The sequence below is a fragment of the Streptomyces millisiae genome (genome assembly GCF_031845425.1).
Classification (GTDB): Bacteria; Actinomycetota; Actinomycetes; order Streptomycetales; family Streptomycetaceae; genus Streptomyces; species Streptomyces millisiae.
The window spans coordinates 12,145-38,756 of the sequence record NZ_JAVREM010000062.1 but is presented as its reverse complement, the minus strand read 5'-3'; the positions used below and the strand labels follow the sequence as shown (position 1 = coordinate 38,756).

Genomic DNA, 26,612 nt, shown 5'->3' with positions numbered 1-26,612 from the left:
CCCCCCCCGCCCCGACCCCCCCCCCACACGGCCGCCGCCCGCCGCCCGCGCACCGGCTGATCCGCCAGACCCACCGCCCCCCGGACTCCCCGCCCGCCGAGAACCGGCTCCCGCACGACCACCGGAGCCGGGCGGCCCGCCAGGGCCAGTCGCCGGACGAAAACCGACCGCCTCGGGTCCACCGGAACGATCGGTCGCTCCGGGATCGGCCGGGCCGCCGGCCCGGCCGCCGGCTGGCGGCGGGGGCGTGATCCGGCCACGACCGGCCGTCGAGGGACCGTCTGGCTCGGCCGGCGAGGGCCCCGGCCCGCCAGGGCCAACTCGCCCCGGCCCGCCAGGGCCGACTCGCCCCGAGCCGCCGGCTCGGCCGGCTCCGCCGGCCGGCCCCGGCCGGCGGGGCGTGGCCGGCCTCGCCGGCAGGCGCAACGCGTCGGCACGCAGCCACAGGCGGTGCAGTTCCAGCAGTTCGTCCTTCGTCGCCCCGCAGGCGCGCGCGAGGCGTTCCACCGGGGCGTACTCGGTCGGCACCACGGTGCCCGCGCAGTAGCGGTGCAGGGTGGAGGTGCTGGTGTGGAGCCGTTTGGCCAGGACCGCGAAGCTGTGTCCCGAGCGCTCCTTCAACTCGCTCAGCCGCTCGGCGAACCGCGCCGCGGCCGGGTTCTCCCCCGGTGTCCGCCCCATGCCCCGTATCCCCCCGGCCTCGGAAGACTCTCCCCCTCGTGCCCCGTCAGGATAGGCGTGGCCGGCGCCGTGTTACGCGCGGGTTTCGGCGTTCCGGCCGACTGTCGGCGCCCGACTTGCCAAGCTGGTGGTCGGCGCCTTGCCGAAGGCGCCAAACGGCAGGCCGTTGTCTTGTTGCATGCACACGTTTACATCAGTCCTTTCATGGCTTTCACCTGCGACTCTTCTGTCAACTTGACTGCCAGCGGCCCCAATTCGGCGAAAACCCAAGATCCTTTCATGTAAACGATTGCAATACCCCTTCCTTCGGCAGTACGTTCGGCTCACTGCCGTGATCGGAGGGTTATGGCCGCCAGCATCATCGACGTCGCGCGGCGGGCGGAGGTGTCCACCGCCACCGTGTCCCGTGCCCTGCGCGGGTTACCGAACGTCTCGGAGGCGACCCGGGAGCGAGTGCTGCGTGCCGCGGAGGAGTTGTCCTACGCGGTCTCCCCCCACGCCTCCTCCCTCGCCTCCGGGCGGACCGGCACGGTGGGTGTGATCCTGCCGTTCGTCAACCGCTGGTTCTACGGCCAGGTGGTGGCCGGCATCGACTCGGTGCTGCGGGCCAACGACCTGGACATCCTGCTGTACAACCTCGGTGACGAGCGCGTGCACGAGCGGTTCTTCGCCCACATGCCGCTGCGCCGCCGTGTCGACGCGGTGATCGTGCTCAACCTGCCGCTGTCGGCGGCCGAGCGCGAGTCGCTGGTCTCGATGGAAGTGCCCGTAGCCGTGCTCGGCACCCGCATCCCCGGCTGCTGGCACGTCTCCATCGACAACGCCGAGGGCGCGAGCACGGCGGTCAGGCATCTGATCAACCTGGGCCACCGGCGGATCGGCATGATCTCCGGTGCCCTCGGCGACTCGCGGGGGTTCACCACCCCGATCGTGCGCCAGCACGCCTACCGCACGGTGCTGGCGCAGGCGGGCATCCCCTACGACCCGGAGCTCGAGGCGCCGGGCAACCTCACGATCGACGAAGGCGCCTCGGCCATGGCGCAGTTGCTGAGCCTGCCTGATCCGCCCACCGCCGTCTTCGCGGAGTCGGACCAGATGGCGTTCGGCGCGCTGCGCACGCTGGGCCGGATGGGGCTGCGCGCCCCGGAAGACGTCTCGGTCATCGGGTTCGACAACCATGAGACGGCCGAGCTGCTCAACCTCACCACCATTGCTCAACCCGTTGCCCACCAGGGCGAGTTGCTCGCTCAGCAGATCCTCGACGCGTTGTCGGGCGAGAGCGAGGAACCGACTCAGGTCGTGGTGCCGACCCGGCTCGTCGTCCGGGGCACCACCGGCGCGGCTCGTGTCGCGCGTCCTCGAAATCCCCTCTCACCCCGGCCGGGACCCGAACCGGACCAGCACAGCCGCACCAGTGCGCGGTGAGCCGCTCCAACCGCGCATTTTCCAGGGTCAACTCGCAAGAGGAATGGAAGATTCGTGCCCCGCACCCGCATTCATGAGAACTCGGCCGTGCCCTGGTGGCGCACCGCCGTGATCTATCAGGTCTACATCCGCAGCTTCGCGGACGGCAACGGGGACGGCGTCGGCGACATCGCCGGTCTGCGCGCCCGTCTGCCGTACCTCAAGGAGTTGGGCGTCGACGCCGTGTGGATCACTCCCTGGTATCCGTCACCCATGGCCGACGGCGGCTATGACGTGACCGACTTCCGGGCGATCGATCCGGTGTTCGGCACCCTCGCCGAGGGTGAGGAGATGATCGCCGAGGCCCACGCGCTGGGCGTCCGCGTCGTCCTCGACCTCGTGCCCAATCACACCTCCGACCAACACCCCTGGTTCGTCGAGGCGTTGGGAGCCGCACCGGGTTCGCCCGAGCGCGAGCGCTACCACTTCCGCGACGGCCGGGGCCCGGACGGCGCGCAGCCGCCCAACGACTGGCGCAGCCGGTTCGGCGGTTCGGCCTGGACCAGGGTCACCGAGCCGGACGGCACGCCGGGACAGTGGTACCTGCACCTGTTCTCGCCGGAGCAGCCCGATCTCAACTGGGCCCACCGGGACGTCCGTTCCGAGTTCGAGTCGATCCTGCGCTTCTGGTTCGACCGGGGCGTGGACGGCTTCCGGATCGACGTCGCCTCCGGCCTCGTCAAGGATCCGGCGCTGCCCGACATCGGCATCCCCGAGGACGCCGTCTTCGAGGAGGGCCCCTGGAAGGACGGGCACCCGCACTGGAACCAGGAGGGACTGCACGAGATCTACCAGTCCTGGCGGAAGATCGCCGAGTCCTACGCCGGTGACCGGGTGTTCTGCGCCGAGGCCAACTCGCGGGACGACCAGACGGCCCGCTACCTGGGCTCGGACGAGCTGCACACGGCCTTCAACTTCGCGTTCCTGAAGTCGCCGTGGGAGTTCAAGTCGATCCGCGAGGTCATCGACCGCAGCGTCAGCTCGCTGGCCGAGGTGGGGGCCCCGGCCACCTGGGTGTTGTCCAACCATGACGTGACGCGCCATGTCACACGGTACGGGCGGCGCGACACCACCCAGGACCTCTACCGCACCGACCACGGCCACTCGGACCGCGACCTGGGCACCAGGCGGGCGCGGGCGGCGGCGCTGCTGATGCTGGCGCTGCCGGGCAGCTCCTACCTCTACCAGGGCGAGGAGCTCGGCCTGTGGGAGGTCGAGGACCTGCCGGACGAGGCGCTCAGGGACCCGCTGTGGGGTCGTTCGGGCCACACGGTCCGGGGGCGGGACGGGTCCCGGGTGCCGCTGCCGTGGTCCGGCTCGGAGAGCCCGTTCGGCTTCGCGCGGCGCGGCAGCGAGCCGCCGTGGCTGCCGCAGCCGGCGGAGTGGGAGAAGTTCAGCGCGCAGTTCCAGTCGGGCACGCCGGGTTCGATGCTGGAGCTGTACCGGGCGGCGCTGCGGCTGCGGAGTGAGCAGCCCGGCTTCGACAGCGGGACGCTGCGCTGGCTCGACGCGCCGGAGGGGGTCCTGTCGTTCGAGCGCTCCCCGGTGCTGCGGTGCGCGGTGAACTTCTCGGAGGAGCCGTTCCCGCTGCCCCGCACCTGGGGCGTGCTGCTGTCGAGCGACCGGATCACCGGCGGGCTGCTGCCCACCGACACCACGGTCTGGCTCTGGGGCGGCGGCGCGTCCCGCGCATGACGGATCCGGGCCGCCCTCCCGGGTACACGGGGGCCCAGGGCGGGTGGCCCGGATCACCAGCGGTCCGGCTCAGCGGTGCCGGCTCCGCCGGGTACACCGCGGATCAGCCGTAGACCGCCCGGACCGCCTCGGCAACCTGCTCCAACGCCGCGTCGCGGTCAAGGCCCAACCGGCTGACCCGCTCCGCGTAGGCTCGGGCCGCCGCCGCTGCCTCCCGCGTGGCGGCGTCCCGGGCCGCGGCCACGAAGGTGCCGTGCCGGCCCCTGGTCTCGATCACCCCGTCGGCCTCCAGGGTCCGGTAGGCCTTGGCCACGGTGTTGGCGGCGAGTCCGAGCTCGCCGGCCAGCCCCCGCACGGTGGGCAGCCGGTACCCGACGGGCAGCTCCCCGCTCCTGGCCCGCTCGGCGATCTGTGCGCGCAGCTGCTCGTACGGCGCGGCGGACGCGCCCGGGTCGATGGTGAGGTTCACGCCGCCGATTCTGCCGCAGCCCCGGCCGGCCGGACGCGGGTCAGTCGCGAAGCCGCTGGCCGACGCGGGCGAAGGCGCGGGCGAGCGTCGCGAGCTCCTCCCGATCGAGGGTGTCGATCAGCGCCTCGCGGACGCGGGCCACATGGCCGGGCGCCGCCTCGGCGAGCGCGGTACGGCCGGCCTCGGTGAGGGTGGCCGTGACGCCGCGCACGTCCGTCGGGCAGGCGCGCCGGGCCACCAGGCCGCGCTTCTCCAACTGGCCGACCTGGTAGGTGAGGCCGCTCTTCGAGGTGATCAGGGAGTCGGCGAGCTCGGTCATCCGGATCCCCGCCCGCCCCGCCGCGGCGAGCTTGACCAGGATCTCGTACTGCGGGTGGGAGAGCCCGGCGTCGTCCTTGAGCTGCTGCTCCACGCTGCGGAAGACGCGGTGGCTGGCCTCCAGGAACGCCGTCCAGGCCGCCATCTCCCGCTCGTCGAGCCACCGGATCTCCTTCATGCCCGCCATCATAGGCATGTTGTTCAAATTGGAATCACCCTGCTACGGTGATGGCCGGTTCGAATTTGAACCAAACTCCCTCGACCCCCACCCCCATCACAGGAGACGGCTCGATGACCTCCCCCACGACGACGACCACGCCGACGGCCCCCGCGCCGGCCCGGGCCGCCGCCGCGCCGGCCCACGACACCGGGCTGCTGGTGCTCCGCCTCGCCGTCGGCCTGACCATCGCCGCGCACGGCGTGCAGAAGCTGTTCGGCTGGTTCGACGGCTCGGGCCTCGACGGCACCGGCATGTTCTTCGAGTCCCTCGGCTACCCGTCGGGCCGCACCATGGCCGTGGTGGCCGGCCTCTCCGAGACCCTGGGCGGCCTCGGCCTGGCGCTCGGGCTCCTCACCCCGCTGGCCGCCGCGGCCGTGGTCGGCACGATGCTGAACGTCATCGTCTCCGCCCACTGGGACGCCGGGTTCTTCGCCCCGGCGGGCATCGAGTTCCCGCTGCTGCTCGGCCTCGGCGCCGCCTCGCTCGCGCTCACCGGTCCCGGCCGCTACGCCGTCGACCCGCGGCTGCCGCTGCCCGCGCTGCGCGAGCACCGGCTGGCCACCGGCGTGGCCGCCCTGGCGTTCGGCATCGCCGTCGCCGGCATCGTGCTGTTCTTCCGCGACTGACCGACCCGCACCGCACCACCCGAGACGAATCGCAGGTACCCGCCATGACCGTCACCGAGGGCCGCATGCCCGTCGTCTACCTCAGCCACGGGGCGCCGCCGCTCGCCGACGACGCGCTGTGGACCGGCCAGCTGGCCGACTGGTCGGCCGGGCTGCCGCGGCCGAAGGCGATCCTGATCGTCTCGGCGCACTGGGAGGCCGCGCCCGTCACGGTCGGCGCCACCACCACGGTGCCGCTGGTCTACGACTTCTGGGGCTTCCCCGAGCGCTACTACCGGGTCACCTACCCGGCGCCGGGCGCCCCGGAGCTCGCGGCCGCCGTGCGCGCCCTGCTCGACGGGCCCGGCACCCCCGTGCACGAGGCGCCGGACCGGGGGCTCGACCACGGGGCCTACGTGCCGCTGGCCGAGATGTTCCCGAAGGCCGACGTGCCGGTGCTCCAGCTGTCCATGCCCACCCTCGACCCGGAGCGGCTGCTGCGACTCGGCCGCCGGCTCGCGCCGCTGCGGGACGAGGGCGTGCTGATCGTGGGCAGCGGCTTCTTCACGCACAACCTGTCGGAGATGACCTGGACCACGGAGCCCGACCAGGCGCCGACCTGGTCCCGGGAGTTCGACGCCTGGGGCCGGGAGGCGCTGGCCGGCGGGGACATCGACGCGCTGCTGGACTTCGAACACGCCGCCCCCGCCGGCCGCCTCGCGCACCCCCGCACCGAGCACTTCGCGCCGCTGTTCGTGACGCTCGGCGCGGGCGAGGCCGACCTGGCCACCCAGCGCACCGTCATCGACGGCTTCTGGGGTGGCCTGGCCAAGCGCTCGATACAGCTGGGCTGAGCGCCCCGCGGCGTGGCGGTACGTCAGCCGGTGACCAGGTCGAACGACTCCGCGGGGCCGATGGACGTGGCGTTCGCGATCAGCGGCTGCGATCCGCCGCCCTGGGCGCTGACGTACCTGGAGTTGACCTGGGCGCGCAGGCTGACGGAACCGTCCGCGTTGTTCACCCGCTGGAAGGTCTCCCAGGGGCCGACGGAGGCGCGGTTGGCGACGAGCGGCTGGGCTCCCGCGTTCTCCGCGCAGACGTACTGGTTGTTGGCGTGCGAGCGCAGGGCCACGGCCCCGGAGCCGAGGTCGATCAGGTCGAACCGCTCCCAGGGGCCGACGGAGGCGCGGTTGGCGACGAGCTGACCCGCTCCCCCGTTCTCGGCGCAGACGTACTGGTTGTTGGCCCGGGACCGCAGACTGACCACAGCCCCGGCGGGCGGCGGGGTGAGGGTGGACTCCCAGGTCGTCGTGGTGGTGCCGGAGGTGGCGTCGGCGGGGAGGCGGTCGCGGGCGGCGGTGTCGCCGTAGAGGCTCCAGCGCATCCAGTCCAGGTAGGTGGCGATGGTCTGGGTGTGGTTGTAGCCGCTCCAGATGTACTGGTCGTGGCCCGTGCCGCGGTGGGTGAGGAACGCCTTGGGCGCGGGCAGTTCGGCGTATGCCTGGCGGGCGGAGGAGTACTGGCATATGGGGTCCTGGTCGCCGTGGACGAACAGGACGTTGGCCGTCACCCGGTTGGACGGATTGCCCATGTCCACGCACGCGAAGGGCACGGCGGCGGCGATCCGTTCGTCCGGCCAGGCGGTGAGCAGGCCGTGGGTGGTCATGCCGCCCAGCGAGTGTCCGGCGACGCCGACGCCGACGGCCGTGTCCAGGTGCCCGGCGAGCGGGTCCCCCGCGGTCGTGTTGAGCGCCAGGGTGCGGGTGATGACCTCGGAGACGTCCATGGACTGGTTGCCGTTGTAGACGTCCTGGATGTTGCCCGGGGTACCGGTCGAGGTGGTGGGGAAGACCGGTGCGGGGACGACGAAGCCGGCCTCGGCCAGCGGGCGTACCAGAGGTGCGTAGCTCTCGGGGTTGCCGCCGAGGCCGTGGCTGAACTCGACGATGGGGAAGACCCCGTTGGCGACGGGTGCGTTGGTGACCGGGTTGCCGCCGGGGGTGCCGGTGGCGGGGTAGAAGATCCGGGTGGTCAGCCGGCGGTTGCCGCGGCTCCAGGCGTACTCCCGCACGCCGATGGCGAAGCGCTGGGTCGGCGCGTCCAGGGGCCTGCTGACGGCCTGTGCCGGCGCGGCGCCGAGCACGGACGCGCCCACGCCGGCGGCGCCAAGACCGAGGAACGTGCCCAGAAGGGCGCGTCGTCGTAAGGACATGGTGACTCCTCATGTGAAGCGTGCGGAGGCTGCGTTGAGGCACGGGCTCTGGTCGGACGCCCGGTCCCTCGGCCGTCCGGCCTCAAAGCCACGTGGATGGAACGTCACCGTTGCGAGATGGCGTGGCGTGAGACCACAGCCGTTCGACATGTCGGGCGACAGTCGACACGTCAGACAAGCATGGATGATAGGCCGGTCGCCGGTGACGTCAATGGACCCGACGTAATTCGAGGCTGATCCCCGAAAAGACAAGAGCGAGGGCACCCGGTTTCGGTGATGCCGACCAGGTCAAACAGATTGCCGGCTCGAACGGGAGAGGGACTGAGGGGTGAACAGCCCCGGCGGCCACCTCAACGGCCCCATTCAGAGCCTCATGAATCGGCCCACTACTGCGAATTCGTTCGCCCAGAGATGGGGACACAACCGCCCATTTCGCATGGATCGCGACGACGACGCCGCCCGACGGAAGGAAATTCGTACGACGTATGTTGACTGGCGCCCGGCGGTGTCTATGATCCGAGACGTCGAAGAGCCGATCGACGTTCGACATGTCGGACACGCGGATGTCGCATCACCGCCTGATGAACAAGGCGACCCGACACGGCCGACGAGACCTGGCCGCCCCTCCGTCACACCGGCGGCGTCCCCACGCACCACCCCCACCACCCCCCACACTGGAGTCACGATGTCGGTACGACGACGTACCTTCCTGGGCCTGGGCGCGGCCGGAGCAGCCGCGCTCAGCGCCGCCCTGACCACCGCGTTACTCGCGACGGCCGGCGTGGTCATGGCGCTGTCGCCCGCCTCGGCCGCGCCAACCGAAACGGGTGACCCGCGGCAGGCGGAGTTCCAGCAGGTGACCCTGGCCAGAGGGGTCGCCGAGATGGGCGAGCCGATGTCCCTGGCCGTGTTGCCCGACCGCTGGGTGCTGCACACCTCCCGGGACGGCACCCTGCGGGTCACCGACCCCGCGGGCGCCACCCACGTGGCGGCGCGGCTCAACGTGTACCGGCATGACGAACAGGGCCTCCAAGGCGTCGCCGTCGACCCGGACTTCACCACCAACCGGTTCGTCTACCTCTACTACTCGCCCGCGCTCGACACCCCGCCGGGGGACGCGCCGAACCAGGGCTCGGACGCCGACTTCGAGGCGTGGCAGGGCGTCAACCGGCTCTCGCGGTTCACCCTGAACGCGGACCACACCCTCGACACCAGCAGCGAGGTGACCGTCCTCGACGTCCCGACCGACCGCGGCATCTGCTGCCACGCCGGCGGTGACATCGACTTCGACGCCGAGGGCAACCTGTACCTGACCACCGGGGACAACACCAATCCGTTCGCCTCCGACGGCTACACCCCGATCGACGAACGGAGCAACCGCAACCCGGCGTACGACGCGCAGCGTTCGGCGGGCAACACCAACGACCTGCGCGGCAAGCTCCTGCGGATATCGGTCAACGACGACGGCTCGTACGACATCCCCGAGGGCAACCTCTTCGCGCCGGGCACGCCGAACACCCGGCCCGAGATCTACGCCATGGGCTTCCGCAACCCGTTCCGGATGAGCGTCGACAGGGAGACCGGCGCCGTCTACGTGGGCGACTACGGCCCGGACGCCGGCACCTCGAGTCCCACTCGCGGTCCTGGCGGCATGGTCGAGTTCGCCCGCGTGACGGAGCCGGGCAACTTCGGCTGGCCGTACTGTGTCGGCGACAACCGGCCGTACGTCGACTACGACTTCGCCACCGGGGCCTCCGGCGCCACCTTCGACTGCTCAGCTCCGAGAAACGACTCGCCGAACAACACCGGTCAGACCACCCTGCCGCCCGCACAGCCCGGGTGGATCTCCTACGACGGCGGCTCGTTCCCGGCGTTCGGCGACGGCGCGGAGTCCCCGATGGCGGGCCCGGTCTACCACTACGACCCGCGGCTGAACTCGTCGGTCAAGTTCCCGCAGGAGTTCGACGGCGACTTCTTCGCCCTGGAGTACGGGCGACGTTGGATCAAGAACATCGACATCCGCGAGGACGGCGGCCCCGGCGACGTCGGCGACGTCCCCTGGTCCGGCACCCAGCCCATGGACGCCGCCTTCGGGCCGGATGGCGCGCTGTACGTCCTGGACTACGGCACCGGCTGGTACGCGGGTGACGAGAACAGCGCCCTGTACCGGATCGAGAACGTCTCGGGAGGTCTGTCGCCCATCGCCGAGGCGACAGCCGATCCGACCTCGGGCCGGGCACCGCTGGACGTGGCGTTCTCCGCCGAGGGCAGCGTCGACCCCGACGGCGACACCCTCCGCCACACCTGGGACTTCGGCGACGGCGGTTCCGCCACCGGCGCCGACCCCAGCCACACCTACACCCGGAACGGCGAGTACACCGCCACGCTCACGGTCGAGGACGCGACCGGGCTGACCGCCACCGCCTCGGTGCGCATCACCGTCGGCAACACCGCCCCCGACGTGACCATCGAACTGCCGGCGGACGGCCAGATCGTCGACTTCGGCGACGCCGTGCCCTACGAGATCACCGTCACCGACCCGGAGGACGGCGCGATCGACTGCTCGAAGGTCACGCTGACCTTCGTCGTCGGCCACGACAGCCACGGCCACCCGCAGACCTCGGCGACCGGCTGCTCCGGCACCCTCCAGACCCACGCCGACGGCGAGCACGACGCCAACGCCAACATCTTCGGCGTCTGGGACGCGGAGTACACCGACGCCGGCGGACTGACCACGCACGACCAGCACGTCACCCAGACCAGCCAGCGCCAGGCCGAGCACTTCGGCGCCCAGCACGGGGTGGAGATCGCCAGTCACACGAATGCCCACGGGGGGCGGACCGTCGGCTACGTCGACAACGGCGACTGGATCGCGTTCGAGCCCTATGTGCTCGCCGACGCCTCCGAGTTCACCGCCCGGATCTCCTCCGGCGGAGCCGGCGGCACCATCGAGATCCGGGCCGGCTCCCCCACCGGTGATCTGCTCGGCAGCGTCGACGTGCCGCACACCGGCGGCTGGGACACCTTCCAGGACGTGACCACGTCCCTGTCCGGCCCGCCCGCCGGGACCACCTCGCTCCACCTGGTCTTCACCGGTCCCACCGGCAGCGGGTATCTGTTCGACGTCGACGACTTCACGTTCGGCACCGGCGACCTGGCGGCGGGCGACCGCCGTGAGTGAAGGGAGCATCCCCATGTCCTCACACCCGACCCGGCGGTCCGTCCTCGCCGCCGCGGCCCTGGGCGCCGCGGCGCAGCCGGCCGTGGCAGCGGCGTCGGAGGTCTCCGGCGCCGCGGCGCGGCCGGCCGTGACGCCCTCCGGCGGTTCTGCGGGCCCCGCCGAAACCCCCTACGACGTCCTGGTGTTCTCCAGAACGGCGGGCTTCCGCCACGACTCCATCGACGAGGGCGTCGCCGCGCTCGGGGAACTGGGCGCGGAGCACGGCTTCACGGTCACCGCGACCGAGGACGCGACGGCGTTCACGTCAGGGAACCTCGCCCGGTACCGGGTGGTCGTCTTCCTGTCCACCACCGGTGACGTGCTCGACGCCGCCCAGCAGACGGCGTTCGAGGCGTACATCGCGGGCGGCGGCGCCTACGTCGGCATCCACTCCGCCGCCGACACCGAGTACGACTGGCCCTTCTACGGCGAGTTGGTCGGCGCCTACTTCCACTCACACCCGGAGATCCAGCCCGCCAGGGTGGTCGTCGAGGACCGGGGGCACGCCGCCACCGCCCACCTGCCGGCCACCTGGCAGCGGACGGACGAGTGGTACAACTACCGGACCAGTCCCCGCGAGCGGGTCCACGTGCTCGCCTCGCTGGACGAGTCCAGCTACCGCGGCGGCACGATGAACGGCGACCACCCCATCGCCTGGTGCCAGGAGTACGCGGGAGGCCGGTCGTTCTACACCGGGGGCGGCCACACCGCGGAGTCCTACGCCGAGCCGGAGTTCCGCGCCCACCTGCTGGGCGGCATCCGCTGGGCCGCGGGGCTCGTCCAGGCCGACGGCGCCTGACCCGGGTGGCCTGGTGGCCCCGCCGCTGAGGCGGCCGGTCGGTGACCGCCACGCCCACGGGACGTGGCGGTCACCGACCGGATCGACTTCCCGGGCCCTGCCTATCCCGCCGCGGGACCGAAGGTCTGGAACGCGGTGCGGCGCGGGACGCGGAAGACGTCCCGGCCGGTGACCGCGTTCAGGATCAACGCGCCGCGGTAGGCCCCGATGCCGAGGTCGGGGGCCGCGGCGCCGTGCGTGTGCAGTTCGGCGTTCTGCACGTACAGGCCGGCGCCCACCTCGGGCACCGTGCGGATCCGGTGCCCCTCGGTGACGTCGTAGCGGCCCCGCTCGTCCCAGGCGATCAGCTTCTCCACCGGGGCCAGGAACTCCGGGCGGCGCGGCGCGTAGCCGGTGGCGGCGATCACCGCCTCGGTGTCGAGCTCGGCCTCGCGGCCGGTGTCGGCGTGGTGGGTGGTGAGCCGCAGTCCGCCGCCCGCCGGCGTGGCGGCGCGGACGGCGGTGGCGGGCAGCAGGGTGAGCGGCGGCCGGTCGCCGTCCAGCATGTGGTCGTAGAGCTCGTTGTGGATCAGGTCGATGGTCTCGCTGTCGATGCCCTTGTACAGCTGCCACTGGGAGGCGATCAGCCGGTCCCGGACGGCGGGTTCGAGCCCGTTGAAGTACCGCATGTAGGCGGGCGTGGTGTATTCGAGGACCAGCTTCGAGTAGTCCAGCGGCGCGAACCCCCAGGAGCGGGTGAGCCAGGTGACCGCCCAGCCGGCCTCGCGCTGCCGGCGGACGAGGTCGAGGAACACCTCGGCGCCCGACTGCCCCGAGCCGACCACCGTGACATGCCGGACGCCCGCCTCGGTCAACCCCGCCACCCGGTGCAGGTGCTCGCCGGAGTGGAAGACCCGCTCCCCCGCGACGTCCGCCAGCGCGGGCGGCAGGTAGGGCTCCGTGCCCACGCCCAGGGTGAGCGCGCGGGCGAGCCTGGTGGTGGTCGCGCCGGTGTCGGTGTGCCGCAGCGTCAGCTCCCACAGGTCGCGCTCGGCGAGCCAACGCACCTCCGTCACGGCAGTGGCGAAGCGCAGCGACGGCAGCCGGCCGGCCACCCAGGCGCAGTAGTCGGCGTACTCGCGGCGCGGCACGTGGAAGCGCTCGGCGATGTAGAAGGGGTACATCCGGTCGTGCTCGACCAGGTAGTTGAGGAACGACCAGCGGCTGGTGGGCCGGATCAGCGACACCAGGTCGGCGAGGAAGCCCACCTGGAGCGAGGCCCAGTCGAACATCAGCCCTGGGTGCCAGTCGTAGGCGGGGCGCTGGTCGTACGCCTCGAAGGCGAGCCCGTCGACCTCGTCGGCGAGCGCGGCGAGGGAGAGGTTGAAGGGACCGATGCCGACGGCCGCGAGGTCGAGTATCGCTTCTTCGGTGGTGCCTGCGCTCACAGTTGGCCCTCCACGGCCTGGCCTGCCGCGTCCACCGCGGCGAGTAGTTCGTCGATGTCGCCGGCGGTGGCCTGGGGGTTGAGCAGGGTCAGCTTCAACCGGACGGTTCCGGTGCCGGGTTCCGCCGCCTTCACGTCGGTGCGGCCGATCAGCGCGGAGCCCTCGGCCAGCAGCCGGCGGCGCAGCGCGCCGTTGACCGCGTCCGAGACGCCGCCGGCGCGCGGCACGTAGCGGAAGACCACGGTGGTGAGCGCCGGTCGGGTGGTGAGTTCCAGCCTGGGGTGGGCCTCGACGGCGGCGGCCGCGTCCCTGGCGAGGTCGTGGCAGGCGTCGAGCATGGCGCCGATGCCCTCGCGGCCGAGGGCCAGGAAGGTGGCGGCGACCTTGAAGGCGTCGGCCCTGCGGGTGGTGGCCATGGAGTTGCCGAGCAGCCCGTCGTAGCCCGCGGCGCCGTCGTCGTCGGGGTTGAGGTAGCCGACCCGCAGCCCGGTGGTGGCGGCGAAGTCCCGCGCGTCGCGGGCCAGCAGCACGCTGGCGGCGGCCGGCTGCCAGGCGGTCTTGTGCAGGTCCATGGTGATGGTGTCGGCGGCCTCGATGCCGTCGAGCAGCGGCCGGAGCCGGTCGGAGAAGAGCGCGCCGCCGCCGTAGGCCGCGTCCACGTGCAGCCGGGTGCCGGCCCGGTGGGCGATGGCGGCGAGTTCGGGCAGCGGGTCGACGGAGCCGTAGTCGGTGGTGCCCGCGGTGGCGACGACCGCGATCGGCACCTCCTTCGGGCCCAACAGCCGCAGGGCGCGTTCGAGTTCGGCGGGCCGCATCCGGTGGGCGTCGTCGACGGGGACGGCGCGCACCGCGTCCTCCCCGAGGCCGAGCACGCCGCAGGCGCGGGCCACCGAGAAGTGGGCGAGTTCCGAGCAGTAGACGACGGGGCGCGCGTCGAGTCCGGCCAGGCCGCTGCCGCGTATGTCGCGGTGGGCGCGCAGCGCGGTGTCCCTGGCTATCAGCAGGGCCTGCAGGTTGGACGCGGTGCCGCCGGGGGTCAACACGCCGTCGGCACCCGGGCCGTAGCCGGCGAGCTCGGTGAGCGCGCGGACGAGCCGGCGTTCGATCTCGACGGCGTAGGGGCCGCTGTCCCAGGTGTCGACGGAGGCGTTGAAGACGGAGGCGAGCACGTCGGCGGCGGCGGCGACGCTCAGGGCCGGTGGCTGGAGGTGGGCGGCGGCGCGCGGGTCGGCGAGGTCCACGGTGTGGGCGGCGTAGGAGCGGGCCAGCGCGAGCACCGCCTCGCGCCCGCGGCCGGTGGCGGGGAGTGGGCCATCCGGCAGCTCGTCGTCCAGCAGGCGGGTCAACTCCCGGGGGGTGAGGGCCGGGAGGGGTCCGGTACGGCGGCGGAGGGCGCCGGCGGCCTCCCTGGTCAGCTCGGTGACGAGCCGTCCCACCTCCGCGAGGCCGGCGGGGTCGGCGGCCAGCAGATCGGGTTCCAGGAGGGTCGGGGGCACGGGCACGAGTGGGGCGTGGCCGGGCATGCTCATGGGTTCTCGGGGTGTCCCTTGTCTTGGCGGCTGGATCTCTGCGCGGGTCTCGCGCCGGGGTGGAGAGACGTGACGGGCGTGGGTGACGGCGACTCCAACGGGCTAATTTAGGTTAGGCATACCTAACCATGTCAACCGTGCCCGTCCTCACGCGGGATCCTTTAACCACTCCTGAGCCGCCCCTTAACGGGACCATAAGAGGGCAGACAACGCCCCGGGACCTGGCTAACGTTCCTGGTGTCGGCATGTCAGGACCGGTGCCGCCGCCTCCCTCAATCCCCCCCACCCCCGGGGAGGCGGCGGCACCGACATCCTCGCCGAATCCCCCCTCTCCCCCGGCTCCGCCGCCTCCGCCGCTACCCGAGCAGGTCGCCGCAGTCGGTCGGCTCGGCGCCGGCCGGGTCGAGCGCGTTGGCCGTCTCGTGGAAGGCCACCCGGCTCAGCAGGCCGATCGCCGCGTGCTCGGAGAGATCGATCGGACACAGGTCCTGGAGCAGCACGTTCCGCACCCCGGGCTCGTCGATGAACTGTGAGCGGTAGGGGGTGACGATCTCGTCGTAGCGGGTGGCGATCACCGTGTACGTCACGCCGGGCACGGTGTAGCCGTCGGCGTTGAGCTCGGTCATGAACTCGGAGCCCGCCACCTGCTGGGCCAGGGCCGGCGCGCCCGCCGCGATGGCGTCCTCCAGACCGGGGAAGACCTCCAGCAGCCCGGTCAGCCCGGCGAGGGTGGTGCCGTTGGTGTTGGGTGCGATGCCGACCAGCGCGTTCACCTTGTCGGCGGCGCCCGGGTGGTGCTTGAGGTAGTAGCGGGGCAGCACGCCGCCCTGGGAGTGGCCGACGAGGTCGACCTCGCGGGCGCCGGTCTCGGCCAGCACCTCGTCGACGAACGCCGCGAGCTGGCCGGCCGACTCCTCCATCGGGCCCAGGCCGCCGAAGAGCGGCACGCCGGGCAGCATGCCGTAGTCGAAGGAGTAGACGCACCAACCGCGGTCGGCCAGGTAGGGCGCGAGGCCGAGCCAGTTGACCGTGCCGTTGGCGCCCGTGCCGTGGACCAGCACGACGGGCCTGGGGTGGGCGGCGGCCGGGACGCAGTCGGCGTCGTTCCAACCACCGGCCGAGGACGGGGCGGACGAGGCCGAGGCGCCGGCGGCGCCGGGAGCGAGCAGGAGCGGAAGGGCGAGCGCCAGGGCGGCCCACAGCCGCGCGCGACGCCGTGACAGGTGCTTCCTGGACAGCATGGTGTGGTCTCCTCGCTGGACTCCATGGGGGGTGGCACCACGCGGTCCGGACCACGGTTACTGCCGAGTACTCGTCAAGTTACGGGCGGGTAACCGGTCTGCCCACCTGCTCGACGGTAAAGAATCCATCACGCACCCCCACGAGGAGGCCACGCGTCCCTCACGCCACGTCCAGGACCCCGGCCGGGCCCGCGGCGCGGGGGCCGAAGCGGCGGCGGGCGCGGTCGGCCGCCGCCTCGGCGCGGCGGCGGCGCTCGTCGCGCGGGTCGAGGGAGAGCTGGCGGGTGGCGCCGGTCGCGTCGCCGAGTTCGTCGGCCCGCAGCGCGACCGCCCTGACCCTGGCCCGCTGGAGCCCGAGCACCTCGTGCAGCGCGTAGGCCACGCCGACCAACGCGGGCGTGTGCGCGGTCGGTTCCGGCAGCGCGCGGCCCCGGGTGGTGGCGGTCCGGTCGGCGTAGCGGACGGTGAGGGTGAGCGCGCGGGCCGTCTGGCCCGACGCGCGCAGCCGGTAGCCGAGTTCGTCGGCGAGGGTGAGCAGCGCCCTGCGCCGCAGACCCGCGTCCAACTCGTCGTGGTCGAAGCGGTGTTCGGCCGTCATGGTGCGAGCGGGCGCGCTGGGCGTGACCGGGGTCGGGTCGACGCCCCCGGCCAACTCCCGGACCCGGCGGGCCGTCGGGGCGCCGAGGATGCGCTGGAGGGTGGCGGGCGGCGCGGCGGCGACCTCGCCCGCGGTCTCGAGGCCGTACCCGGCCAGGGCGCGCGCGGTCGTCCGGCCGACGCCGGGCAGCGCGGCGACGGGCTGGTCGGCGAGGAACTCCGCGATCCCGTCCGGGGTGTCGGGCACGGCGAACACGCCGGGCTCGTGGCCGAGTCGGCCGGCGGCCAGCCGGGCGAGGAGGGGGTTGCCGGCGACGCCGATCGCGCAGTCCGCGCCGTGCAGGGCGAGCGCCCGCACCCGGATCAGGCGGGCGAGTTGGACCGCGTCCAGGCCGAAGTACCGCCGGGCGCCCCGGACGTCGGCGAACGCGGCGTCGGGCGGCAGGGCCTGGACGACGGGCGTGACGCCGTGCAGCAGCCGCAGCAGCGCGGGATAGCGCTCGGTCGGGCAGCCGGGGAAGCGGACGTGGAGCACGGGCCCGGTCATCCGGCGCTCCCCGGGCTGGCGTGCCACAGCTTGCGGGCGGCGGCCTTGGCCGAGTCGCCCGCCGGGCGGAGGTCGGCCCAGGGGTGGAGGGTGTACCCGGTCGACAACTCGATCCGTCGCTCACCGGCGCCCGTGCCCGCGTCCGCGGTGCCGCCCGGCCCGTCGGTCGACTCGTCGACATCGCCGTCCCCGTCCTCGTCCTCCTCGTCCCGCTCCGGCGGGGCCGCGAGCCGTTCCGCGACCGCGTCCAGGCCGCCGGTGCGGCGGAGTTCGGCCAGTTCGGCCAGGTTCCAGGCGGCCTGGCCGACCACGCTCAGGGTGCGCGGGCCGCGCCGCTGGACGGTGCCGCGCACCAGCAGCAGCCAGGAGTGGAAGACGGTGTGCGCGCAGGCGGCGTGGCTGTCCTCGAAGAAGGCCAGGTCGACCAGGCCGGTGTCGTCGTCCAGGGTGGCGAAGATCACCCGCTTCCCCGACCTGATCGGCGGGGTCTGGGTGGCCGCCTTGGCCCCGGCGACCAGCACCGTGTCGCCGTGCGCCGCGTCGCGCAGCCGGCGGGCCGACAGCGCGCCCAACTCGTCGAGCAGTGCCCGGTGGTCGGCCATCAGGTGGCGGGCGGTCTCCATGCCGAGCACGCCGAGCTCGGCGCCGAGTCGCTCGTCCGCGTCCAGGTCGGGCAGCCCGGCGGGCGGGGTGCGCGCGGCGTCGCCGAACGGCAGCTGGTGGCCACCGCCGCCGGCCCCGGCGGCCGCGCGGCGCTGCCGGTGCAGTTCCGCGATGTGCAGCAGCAGGTCGCGGCGGTTGTCGCCGAAGGCGTCCAACGCGCCGACCCTGGCGAGCCGTTCGGCGACGGGCCGGGAGGGGGCGCCCCGCCGGAACAGGTCGGTGAGGGAGGCGTAGGGCCGGCCGGCCGCGATCCGTTCCGCCTCCTCCTCGGTGATGCCCTTCACCTCGCCGAGGGCCAACCTGATCCCCCACACCCCGGATTCAGACTCCAGTTCGATTCGATAGGTGGCGTCCGAGGCGTTCACGTCCAGCGGCAGCACCGGCACCCCGCGCCGGCGCGCGTCGGCGAGCAGCAGCCGCTTGGGGTACATGCCCGGGTCGTGCGCGAGCAGCCCGGCGTAGAAGGCGGCCGGGTGGTGCGCCTTGAGCCAGGCCGACTGGTAGGTGGGCACGGCGAAGGCGACCGCGTGCGCCTTGCAGAAGCCGTAGGAGCCGAAGGCCTCGACGATCTCCCAGGTGCGTTCGACGACGTCGGGCGCGTAGCCGCGCGCCGCGGCCCCGGCCGCGAACCACTCGCGGACCCGCGGCTGCCGCTCCCGGTCGGACAGCGCCCGCCTGGCCTCGTCGGCCATCGCCCGGTCGCAGCCGGTGAGTTGGGAGATGACCCCGATGACCTGCTCGTGGAAGACCACCACCCCGTAGGTCTCGCGCAGCACCGGCTCCAGGTCCGGGTGCGGGTACCGCACCGGGCGGCGGCCGTGCCTGGCCTCGATGAAGGGGCGCACCATGTCGGCGGCGACCGGGCCCGGCCGGAAGAGCGATATGTCGACGACGAGGTCGTGGAAGGTGCTCGGCTGGAGCCGGCCGACGAGGTCGCGCTGTCCCGGCGACTCGATCTGGAAGCAGCCGAGCGTCTCGGTCGAGCGGATCAGCTCGTAGGTCGCGTGGTCGTCCGGCGGCACCCGGTCCAGGTCGACGCGCACGCCGGTGGCCCGCTCCGTCTCGCGCACCGCGTGCGCCATCGCCGACTGCATCCGCACCCCGAGCACGTCGAGCTTGAGCAGCCCGAGGTCCTCCACGTCGTCCTTGTCGAACTGGGACATGGGGAAGCCCTCGCCGCTGGTGGGCACCACCGGGGTGCGCTCCAGCAGCGAGGCGTCCGACAGCAGCACCCCGCACGGGTGCATCGCGACGCCGCGCGGCAGCGCGTCCAGCGCCTCCACGAGATCCCAGAACCGGGGCCCGTGCCGGTCCGCGTCCACGTCGCGCAGCTCAGGCAGCTCGGCCAGCGCGGCGCGCGCGTCCCTGGCCCTGATGTGCGGGAACGCCTTGGCGAGCCGGTCCACCTCGGCCGGGTCGACGCCGAGCGCCAGGCCCACGTCCCGCACCGCGTGCCGCACCCGGTAGGTCTCGGGCATGGCGACGGTGGCGACCCGCCGCGCGCCGAAGCGGTCGAGGATCGCCCGGTACGCCTCGAGCCTGCGGGCCGACTCCACGTCGACGTCGATGTCCGGCAGCACGGCGCGGCGCGGCGAGAGGAACCGTTCCATCAGCAGGCCGTGCTCCACCGGGTCGGCGTTGGCGATGCCCAGCAGGTGGTTGACCAGCGAGCCGGCGCCCGAGCCGCGGGCGGCGACCCGGATGCCGAGGCCCCTGATGTCGTCGACGACCTGCGCGACGGTCAGGAAGTACGAGGCGAAGCCGAGGTGGGCGATGGTGTCCAGCTCCTCGTCGAGCCGCGCCCAGCGCTCCCGGTCGCGGTCGTAGCGGCGGGCCACCATGCCGGCGGCGCAGCGGGAGCGCAGCACCCGGTCGGCGGTGCGGTGGGCGGCGCCGACCAGGCGCGGCTCGGGGAAGCGGACGCCACCGATGCCCAGGTCGCGCTCCGGGTGCACCCGGCAGGCGGCCGCGGTCTCCGCGGTGAGTTCGAGCAGCCGGCGGGCCGCGGCCGGGCCGTAGCCGGCGGCCTCGGCGATCCGCTCGGCGGCCCTGGCCATCTCGTCGGGGCCGCGCAGCCACGCGTCGCCGCCGTCCCTGGGGCCGCGCGGGTCGATGGGCCGCAGCCGGCGGGCGGCGTCCAGCACGTCGGCCACCGGCCCCTGCCCCGGGTCGGCGTACCGCACCCGGTTGGTCAGCACGGGCGCCACGCCGGTCTCCGCGGCCAGCCGCAGCGCCCGCGCCGCGTCGCGCCGCGGACCGGCCGCGTCGACCTCGACGCGCAGCGCGTCGTCCCCGAACGCCTCGCGCCAGGGGGCGAGCAGCCGCGCCGCCAGGTCGGGCCGGCCGGCGGCCAGCGCCCGGCCGGTCGGGGTGTCGGGCCCGAGCAGCACGATCAGCCCCTCGCCGTGCGTCTCGGCCCACGGCAGCACGGGCCGCTCCCCGGGCCCCGCCGCGTGCGCGGCGGTGACGAGGCGGCACAGCCGGGCCCAGCCGGCGGCGCCGTCCCTGGCCAGGAAGACCGCCCGGGGCGCCGACTCGTCCAGGAAGGCCCCGCCGCGCACCGGCGTCCTGCGCCGCTCCCGCGGGCTCTCCCCGGCCGGCTGCGCCACGGCGAGCTCGACCCCGAACAGCGGCCGCACCCCGACCTCCGCGCACGCCCTGGCGAACCGCACGGCCCCGCCGACGGTGTCCCGGTCGGTCAGCGCCAGCGCGGCCATGCCGCGCTCACCGGCCCGCTCGGCAAGACGCTCGGGGTGCGAGGCCCCGTAGCGCGCGGAGAACCCGGACGCGACGTGCAGGTGCACGAAACCGGCGCCCTCCCTGCCCATCCGCACCTCCCGTCACGCCCGGCCCCCCTGTCCCAGCACCGTTTCCGGTCCACCATAAACCAGCCATCGAACGTCAGTGCGATTAAGGCGAACGCCCAGGTCATCCGGGATGCGGCGCCGATCACCCCGGCCGCCCCCGCGGCCGAAAAGGAGCGGTGCTAACTCCCCCTGGCGGCACGGCGATCGACGGTCAGCAGGGCCAGCAGCGCCCCGAGGAGGACGCGCCGCCCGCGGCCGTCAGCGCGATCCGCAGCCCGGTGTCGAACGCCAGGCCGCCCCCGAGCAGCCCGCCGAGCAGCGCCACCCCGATCACGCTGCCGGTCTGCCGGGAGGCGTTGATCACCCGACGCGGCTCCGCTCACCCCGAAACCGTAGGGCCGGCGCCGCCCACCCGCCCCTCGGTTACGCTGCCCGGGTGGCTGCTGCTCCTCTCGAACCCCCCGCCTCCCCCATCGACCTCGTCATCTTCGACTGCGACGGCGTGCTGGTCGACAGCGAACCCCTCGCGCTGCGCGTCTGCGTCGAGCTCGGCGCGGAGCTCGGCTGGGCGCTGACCGAGCGCGAGATCGTCGACCGCTTCCTCGGCCGCTCGGAGCGCGCCGTCCGCGCCCAGATCGCCGAACGCCTCGGCGAGTCGGCGGCGGCCGTCTGGGGCGAGCAGTACCGGCTGCGGCTCGCCGAGATCATCGACGCGGAGCTCACCGAGGTGGCCGGCATCAGCGAGGCGCTGGCCGCGATCACCATCCCGCACTGCATCGCCTCCAGCGGCGGCCACGACAAGATGCGGCGCACCCTCACCCGCACCGGCCTCTACGACCGCTTCGCCGGCCGCGTCTTCAGCGCCTCCGAGGTCGCCCACGGCAAGCCGGCCCCCGACCTCTTCCTGCACGCCGCCGAGCGGATGGGCGTCGCCCCCGCCCGCTGCGTGGTGGTCGAGGACAGCCAGTACGGCGTGCAGGCCGCCCGCGCCGCCGGCATGCGCTCCTTCGGCTACGCCGGCGGCCTCACCCCCGCCGACTGGCTCGCCGGGCCCGACACGGTCGTCTTCGACGACATGCGCAAGCTCCCGGTCCTTCTCGGCCTGCTGTGAGCCGGCCGTGGCTGGCCACCCTGACCGACGACTGCGTGGTCGTCGAGTCCTACGGGCCGGTCTACCGCGGCCGGCGGCGGGTCGAGCAGTGGCTGCGGGCGGTCAACGGGCCGGGAAGGCCCGCCGGTAGGCGCCCGGGGACACCCCGAGCTGCCTGAGGAAGTGGTGGCGGAGGTTGTTGGCCGTGCCGAGGCCGCTCAACTCGCCGACCCGCTCGATCGGCAGGTCCGTCGACTCCAGCAACTCCCGGGCACGGCTCAGGCGTTGGTCGAGAAGCCAGCGCAAGGGCGTCGTCCCGGTGGCCTCCTGGAGCCGTCGGTAGAACGTGCGCGGGCTCATCGCGGCCCGCCGCGCCAGGTCCTCGACCGTCAGCGGCCGGTCCAGGTGGGCCCGGGCCCAGTCGAGCACCGGACCGAGCCCCTCGTCGTCCCTGGCGGGCACGGACAGCTCGACGAACTGCGCCTGGCCGCCCGGCCGATGGGCCGGCACCACCATGCGGCGGGCCAACTGGTTGGCGACGCGCGCGCCGAGGTCGCGACGCACCAGGTGCAGGCACAGGTCGAGCCCCGCGGTCAGCCCGGCGCTGGTGAGCACGTCGCCGTCGTCCACGTACAGCACCGACTCGTCGACCTCCACCTTCGGGTACCGCTCGGCCAGTTGGGCGGTGTGCATCCAGTGCGCGGTGGCACGACGCCCGTCGAGCAGCCCCGCCTCGGCGAGCGCGAACGCCCCGGTGCACAGGGACACCATGCGGGCGCCCGCGTCGTAGGCGCGGCGCAGGGCCGTGACCAGCTCCGGCGGCAGCGGCCTGCCCTCCTCGACGCAGGAGTCGGGCACCGACGGCACGATGACCGTGTCGGCGTCGGCGAGGTCGTCGAGCCCGTACCGGGTCCGCAGCGTGAGCCCGGGCCCCGCCGCCGCCCCGCTCTCCTCCGCCCCGGTGCCGCACAGCCGCAACTCGTACCAGGGGTCGGCCAGATCGGGCTGCGGCTTCCCGAAGACGGTGCAGGGGATGCTCAGTTCGTACAGGTCCCAGGAGGGGACCCCGATCTCCTCGGTCACCACCACGGCGACGGATCCGGCGCTCATGCCCCGAAGGCTATGGCAGGAATTTGGTGGCCGCCGTCACCCGTGTCACTTCTCCCGCTCGCCGCACGCTGCGAACGTGTTCCGTACGTGATCACCGCCGCGTGCGGACGCATGAGGAGTTATCGACATGTCCACTGACCGACAGGCCGTCACCGTCATCGGGCTCGGCTCCATGGGCTCGGCACTGGCCGCCGCGCTGCTCGACCGGGGCCACCCGACCACCGTGTGGAACCGGTCCGCGTCCAGGGCCCAACCGCTGGTCGACAAGGGCGCCCGGCTGGCCGCGACCCCCGGGGAGGCGATCGCGGCCAGCCCGCTCACCATCGCCTGCGTGCTGGACTACGACGCGCTGCACGCCGTCCTCGACCCCGTGGCCGGGACGCTGGCGGGCAGGACCCTGGTCAACCTCACCTCGGGCTCCCCCGAGCAGGCCCACGAGGCCGTGGCGTGGGCCGGCTCCCACGGCGCCGACTACCTCGACGGCGCGATCATGACCACCCCGCCGGGCGTCGGCAGCCCGGAGATGATGTTCCTCTACAGCGGTTCGCCCGACGTCTTCGAGGCCCACCGCCCGACCCTGGCGGCGCTGGGCGACCCCCTGCACCTGGGCACGGACCCGGGCCTCGCCTCCCTCTACGACGCCGCGCTGCTCGGCCTGATGTGGGCCACCATGACCGGCTGGCTGCACGGCACGGCGCTGGTCGGCGCGGAGCAGACGCCGGCCACGGCCTTCACCCCCGTCGCGCTCCGCTGGCTGCGGGCCGTCGCCGGGTTCCTCACCACGTACGCGCCGCAGGTGGACGCCGGCCGCTACCCGGGCGACGACGCCACCGTCGACGTGCAGATCGCGGCCATCGACCACCTCATCCACGCGGCGGCGGCCCGGGGCGTCGACAACGCGCTGCCCGAGCTGCTGAAGTCGACCATGGAACGGGCGAAGGCCGCCGGCCACGGCTCGGACAGCTACGCCAGCGTGATCGAGGTCCTGCGGCGCCCGGCGGACGCCAAGTGACCGCACAGCGATGGGCCGACCTGCTGTCGTCCGCCACCGAACGCTGCCTGGACACCCTCCTGTCCGGAGCCGACCAGGACTGGTCACGCCCCGCCCACGGCCTCGCCTTGACCTGCCGCGAGACGCTCGACCACCTCGCCCTCGGCCTGGTCGGCTACACCGGCCTGCTCGTCTCCCGACCCACCGACCGCTACGTCACCCTCTTCGCCACGCTCGACCCCGAGGCGCCCATACCCGACTGCCTGGACGGCCTGCGGATCGCCGCCACCCTCCTCACCACCACGGTCCGCGACACGGACCCCGACGCCCGCGCCTGGCACCCGTGGGGCCACTCGGACGCCACCGGGTTCGCCGCCATGGGAGTCACCGAACTCACCCTCCACACCCACGACATCGCCCGCGCCCTCGGCCTGCCGTGGGCCCTGCCCGACGACCTCGCCTCCGCCGCCGTCGACCGCCTCTTCCCCGACGCGCCGTCCGGGCACGCCCCGTCCGACACCCTGCTGTGGTGCACGGGCCGCGCCTCACTCCCCGGCCTGCCGAGACGCACCCGCTGGCAGTGGGACGGCGCTCTGTGATCCCTCTGGCCTAGGCTGCGGCGATGGAACGCATGACCGATGTGCCCGAGAGCCAGGCGAATGACTACGACAGCTTCGCCGAGGCGTACTCGGCCGAGAACGAGAACAACCTCCTGAACGCGTACTACGAGCGGCCGGCGATGCTGGCCCTCGCCGGAGACGTGGGCGGCCGTCGGATCCTGGACGCCGGTTGCGGCTCGGGCCCCCTGTCCGCCGCGTTACGCGATCGCGGTGCGGTCGTCACCGGCATCGACGCCAGCGCCGGGATGCTGGCGTTGGCCAGGCGACGGCTCGGTGACGACGCGGACCTTCATCTGGTCGACCTGCGCGACCGGCTGCCGTTCGCCGACGGCGCGTTCGACGACGTGGTCGCGTCGCTCGTGCTCCACTACCTGGAGGACTGGGGGCCGACGCTGGCCGAGTTGCGGCGAGTGCTCAGGCCCGGCGGCCGGTTGATCGCTTCGGTGGACCACCCCTTCGGGGCCTACACGGTCCAGGATCCCCGGCCCAACTACTTCGCGACCACCAGCTATTCCCTCGACTGGACGTTCAACGGGCAGTCCGTCCCCATGCGGTTCTGGCGCAAGCCGCTGCACGCGATGACCGATGCCTTCACCACCGCCGGCTTCCGTCTCTCCGCCCTCTGCGAGCCACAACCCGACCCGGCAGCCCGGGAACTGTTCCCCGACGACTTCCATGACCTTTCGACCAAGACCTGCTTCCTCTTCTTCGTCGTCGAGGTACCGCCGACGGCCACGGGCTCGGACGACTGAAGCCAGGCGTCGGCGGTGTCGCCGGAGACCGGGTGGGCACCGAGCCCGCTTGGCGCCGTACCTCGAAAAAGCGGTGGCCGCGCGGATCGGGGCAGCTTACGTTCGCGTCCATGGTTGACGCTGCTTTCGGGCATCCGCGCCTCGCCGCCATCTACGACCCGCTCGATCCGGACCGCGGCGATCTCGACGCGTATCTCGCGATGGTGGAGGAGTTCGACGCGCGGTCCGTGCTGGACATCGGGTGCGGTACGGGCGTGTTCGCGCTGCTGCTCGCCGAGCGCGGGATCACGGTCACCGGGATCGATCCCGCGCGGGCGTCCGTCGACGTCGCGCGTGGCAAGCCGGGCGCGGAGCGGGTGCGCTGGCTCGACAGTGACGCGGGGGACCTGCCGCCCATGCGGGTCGACCTGGTGACGATGACCGGGAACGTCGCCCAGGCGATCGCCGATCCACGGGCGTGGCGTGCGACGCTGCGCGGCGCGTACGAGGCGCTGCGGCCCGGCGGGCGGCTTGTCTTCGAGACACGCGACCCGGCGCGGCGCGTGTGGGAGGAGTGGGCGGAGTGGACGTGCGACACCACGTACCGCATGACCGACATCCCGGGCGTCGGGCGCGTCGAGACCTGGTCCGAGCTGACGGACGTGAGCCTGCCGCTTGTGAGCTTCCGGGGCACCCACGTGTTCGCCGCGGACGGGGCCGTACTGACCTCGGAATCGACACTTCGCTTCCGCGACCGTACGGAGATCGAGCAGGACCTGCACGAGCACGGCTTCGTCGTCGAGGACGTACGCGACGCACCCGACCGGCCGGGCAGGGAGCTCGTCTTCGTGGCCCGGCGCGGCACCGCGAAGCCCGTGCCTCCCGGAGGGCTCTAGGGAGGTGCGCACCTGCCGACCGCGAGACCGCTCACGCTTCGCCGGGCGGCCTGAACTCGTACTGGAGCTCGTAGAGATGTCCGGCCTTCACCATGATGCTGGCCTCGATGGGGCGGTTCTCGTCGCTGTAGACACCGCCTCGGTCCTGGGCACGGTTCATCCGATCCGCAGTTCGTAGCGCAGACGTTGCCGGTGGGCGGGCATGGTCATGATGTCGGCCTGGATGGGCGCATCGGCCGCGTCCAGCGTCGCGCGGGTCAGCCGCAGCACGGGCTCATCGGGAACCGTCTGAAGCAACGCGGCCTCCTCCTCGGTCGGCATCCGGGCCGCCACCTCCTCCCGCGCCCGCACGCCGACGTACCCCAACTCGGCGAGCAGGGTCACCGCCCCGCCCCGAATCTTCGCCGTCCCGGCCAGGCCGGTGCCGCGCGCGATGCGGGCCGGGTAGTAGGTGTCGGTCAACTCCCACGGCTCGTCGTCGAGGAACATGATCCGCCGCCGCACGACGACCTCGTCCCCCTCCGACACGCCCAGCAGAGCGGCCACGTCCGCCGTCGCCCGCACCTCCCCCGCGTGCAGGATCCGCTGCGTCCCCCGACGCCCCCGAGCCGCCGTCTCAGCGCCCCAGACGTCGCCGCCCGCCCCTTGCGGACCGAGATAGGGCACCGACGCACTCACCC

General features: G+C 73.3%; 22 protein-coding genes and 2 pseudogenes. 11 read left to right on the top strand and 13 right to left on the bottom strand.

Annotated features, from left to right (window positions below; genetic code table 11):
- The coding region (locus RNC47_RS37685; protein WP_394814908.1) for a helix-turn-helix domain-containing protein at window positions 1–681 on the bottom strand (681 nt) is incomplete at its 3' end.
- 345 nt (window positions 682–1,026) lie between these two features.
- Between RNC47_RS37685 and RNC47_RS29275 the strand changes: the two genes are divergently transcribed.
- Complete coding sequence (locus RNC47_RS29275) at window positions 1,027–2,106, top strand: LacI family DNA-binding transcriptional regulator (protein WP_311603013.1); 1,080 nt, start codon at window positions 1,027–1,029, stop codon at window positions 2,104–2,106.
- 54 nt (window positions 2,107–2,160) lie between these two features.
- On the top strand, window positions 2,161–3,840 hold the full coding sequence (locus tag RNC47_RS29270) for a glycoside hydrolase family 13 protein (RefSeq protein WP_311603011.1): 1,680 nt from the start codon (window positions 2,161–2,163) through the stop codon (window positions 3,838–3,840).
- Window positions 3,841–3,943: 103 nt separating this feature from the next.
- On the opposite strand, the gene RNC47_RS29265 is transcribed toward RNC47_RS29270, so the two are convergent.
- Window positions 3,944–4,309 (bottom strand): GntR family transcriptional regulator, encoded by a 366-nt coding sequence (locus RNC47_RS29265; protein ID WP_311603009.1) that lies wholly within the window; start codon window positions 4,307–4,309, stop codon window positions 3,944–3,946.
- Window positions 4,310–4,349: 40 nt separating this feature from the next.
- Window positions 4,350–4,805 carry a MarR family winged helix-turn-helix transcriptional regulator gene (locus RNC47_RS29260; protein ID WP_311603007.1) on the bottom strand — a complete coding sequence of 152 codons (456 nt, stop codon included), beginning with the start codon at window positions 4,803–4,805 and terminating at the stop codon, window positions 4,350–4,352.
- A 113-nt stretch (window positions 4,806–4,918) separates the two neighbouring features.
- On the opposite strand from RNC47_RS29260, the gene RNC47_RS29255 reads away from it, so the two are divergent.
- Complete coding sequence (locus RNC47_RS29255; protein WP_311603006.1) at window positions 4,919–5,473, top strand: DoxX family protein; 555 nt, start codon at window positions 4,919–4,921, stop codon at window positions 5,471–5,473.
- A gap of 44 nt (window positions 5,474–5,517) precedes the next feature.
- Window positions 5,518–6,306, top strand: a complete 789-nt coding sequence (locus RNC47_RS29250; RefSeq protein ID WP_311603004.1) for a dioxygenase family protein — start codon at window positions 5,518–5,520, stop codon at window positions 6,304–6,306.
- Window positions 6,307–6,329: 23 nt separating this feature from the next.
- On the opposite strand, the gene RNC47_RS29245 is transcribed toward RNC47_RS29250, so the two are convergent.
- Window positions 6,330–7,664: a poly(ethylene terephthalate) hydrolase family protein gene (locus tag RNC47_RS29245; RefSeq protein WP_311603002.1), complete on the bottom strand. Its 1,335-nt coding sequence runs from the start codon at window positions 7,662–7,664 to the stop codon at window positions 6,330–6,332.
- A gap of 685 nt (window positions 7,665–8,349) precedes the next feature.
- On the opposite strand from RNC47_RS29245, the gene RNC47_RS29240 reads away from it, so the two are divergent.
- Together RNC47_RS29240 and RNC47_RS29235 are read left to right on the top strand one after the other, a co-directional pair.
- Entirely contained in the window at window positions 8,350–10,845 is a 2,496-nt protein-coding gene (locus tag RNC47_RS29240) for a PQQ-dependent sugar dehydrogenase (protein WP_394814907.1), read from the top strand.
- A 13-nt stretch (window positions 10,846–10,858) separates the two neighbouring features.
- A pseudogene (locus RNC47_RS29235) lies at window positions 10,859–11,674 on the top strand (ThuA domain-containing protein); the annotation flags it as partial.
- A 110-nt stretch (window positions 11,675–11,784) separates the two neighbouring features.
- Here the strand turns inward: RNC47_RS29235 and RNC47_RS29230 are convergent.
- The 6 genes from RNC47_RS29230 to RNC47_RS29205 form a co-directional block, all read right to left on the bottom strand.
- A complete protein-coding gene (locus tag RNC47_RS29230; protein ID WP_311603000.1) occupies window positions 11,785–13,110 on the bottom strand; it encodes a lysine N(6)-hydroxylase/L-ornithine N(5)-oxygenase family protein in 1,326 nt (441 codons plus the stop codon).
- Window positions 13,107–14,606, bottom strand: coding sequence for a pyridoxal phosphate-dependent decarboxylase family protein (locus RNC47_RS29225; protein WP_311602999.1), 1,500 nt, complete (start codon window positions 14,604–14,606; stop codon window positions 13,107–13,109). Before RNC47_RS29225 ends, RNC47_RS29230 begins: the two co-directional genes overlap by 4 nt.
- Before the next feature lie 389 nt (window positions 14,607–14,995).
- The gene (locus RNC47_RS29220) at window positions 14,996–15,880 is read right to left on the bottom strand and encodes an esterase/lipase family protein (RefSeq protein ID WP_311602998.1); all 885 of its coding nucleotides are present in this window, start codon (window positions 15,878–15,880) and stop codon (window positions 14,996–14,998) included.
- Window positions 15,881–16,040: 160 nt separating this feature from the next.
- Entirely contained in the window at window positions 16,041–17,024 is a 984-nt protein-coding gene (locus RNC47_RS29215; protein WP_311602996.1) for a DNA polymerase Y family protein, read from the bottom strand.
- Window positions 17,021–20,515 carry a DNA polymerase III subunit alpha gene (locus RNC47_RS29210; RefSeq protein ID WP_311602995.1) on the bottom strand — a complete coding sequence of 1,165 codons (3,495 nt, stop codon included), beginning with the start codon at window positions 20,513–20,515 and terminating at the stop codon, window positions 17,021–17,023. The genes RNC47_RS29215 and RNC47_RS29210 overlap by 4 nt, the downstream gene beginning before the upstream one ends.
- A 190-nt stretch (window positions 20,516–20,705) precedes the next feature.
- Window positions 20,706–20,858, bottom strand: a complete 153-nt coding sequence (locus tag RNC47_RS29205; RefSeq protein ID WP_311602994.1) for a hypothetical protein — start codon at window positions 20,856–20,858, stop codon at window positions 20,706–20,708.
- A gap of 72 nt (window positions 20,859–20,930) precedes the next feature.
- On the opposite strand from RNC47_RS29205, the gene RNC47_RS29200 reads away from it, so the two are divergent.
- Window positions 20,931–21,605, top strand: coding sequence for an HAD family hydrolase (locus RNC47_RS29200; protein WP_311602993.1), 675 nt, complete (start codon window positions 20,931–20,933; stop codon window positions 21,603–21,605).
- A gap of 102 nt (window positions 21,606–21,707) precedes the next feature.
- Here the strand turns inward: RNC47_RS29200 and RNC47_RS29195 are convergent, their stop codons facing one another.
- Window positions 21,708–22,673 (bottom strand): GlxA family transcriptional regulator, encoded by a 966-nt coding sequence (locus tag RNC47_RS29195; protein ID WP_449657359.1) that lies wholly within the window; start codon window positions 22,671–22,673, stop codon window positions 21,708–21,710.
- A gap of 148 nt (window positions 22,674–22,821) precedes the next feature.
- Here RNC47_RS29195 and RNC47_RS29190 point away from each other — a divergent pair, with 148 nt between their 5' ends.
- The 4 genes from RNC47_RS29190 (at window position 22,822) to RNC47_RS29175 (ending at window position 25,932) form a co-directional block, all read left to right on the top strand.
- On the top strand, window positions 22,822–23,706 hold the full coding sequence (locus tag RNC47_RS29190) for an NAD(P)-dependent oxidoreductase (protein WP_311602990.1): 885 nt from the start codon (window positions 22,822–22,824) through the stop codon (window positions 23,704–23,706).
- A complete protein-coding gene (locus RNC47_RS29185; RefSeq protein ID WP_311602988.1) occupies window positions 23,703–24,284 on the top strand; it encodes a DinB family protein in 582 nt (193 codons plus the stop codon). The genes RNC47_RS29190 and RNC47_RS29185 overlap by 4 nt, the downstream gene beginning before the upstream one ends.
- Before the next feature lie 23 nt (window positions 24,285–24,307).
- Entirely contained in the window at window positions 24,308–25,057 is a 750-nt protein-coding gene (locus RNC47_RS29180) for a class I SAM-dependent methyltransferase (RefSeq protein WP_311602987.1), read from the top strand.
- Between the two features lie 110 nt (window positions 25,058–25,167).
- Window positions 25,168–25,932 carry a class I SAM-dependent methyltransferase gene (locus RNC47_RS29175; RefSeq protein ID WP_311602985.1) on the top strand — a complete coding sequence of 255 codons (765 nt, stop codon included), beginning with the start codon at window positions 25,168–25,170 and terminating at the stop codon, window positions 25,930–25,932.
- A 31-nt stretch (window positions 25,933–25,963) separates the two neighbouring features.
- Here the strand turns inward: RNC47_RS29175 and RNC47_RS29170 are convergent.
- Both RNC47_RS29170 and RNC47_RS29165 read right to left on the bottom strand, forming a co-directional pair.
- Window positions 25,964–26,065: pseudogene (locus RNC47_RS29170) on the bottom strand (GntR family transcriptional regulator); the annotation flags it as partial.
- 23 nt (window positions 26,066–26,088) lie between these two features.
- Window positions 26,089–26,610 (bottom strand): GntR family transcriptional regulator, encoded by a 522-nt coding sequence (locus tag RNC47_RS29165; protein ID WP_311602983.1) that lies wholly within the window; start codon window positions 26,608–26,610, stop codon window positions 26,089–26,091.
- Window positions 26,611–26,612 lie beyond the last annotated feature (2 nt).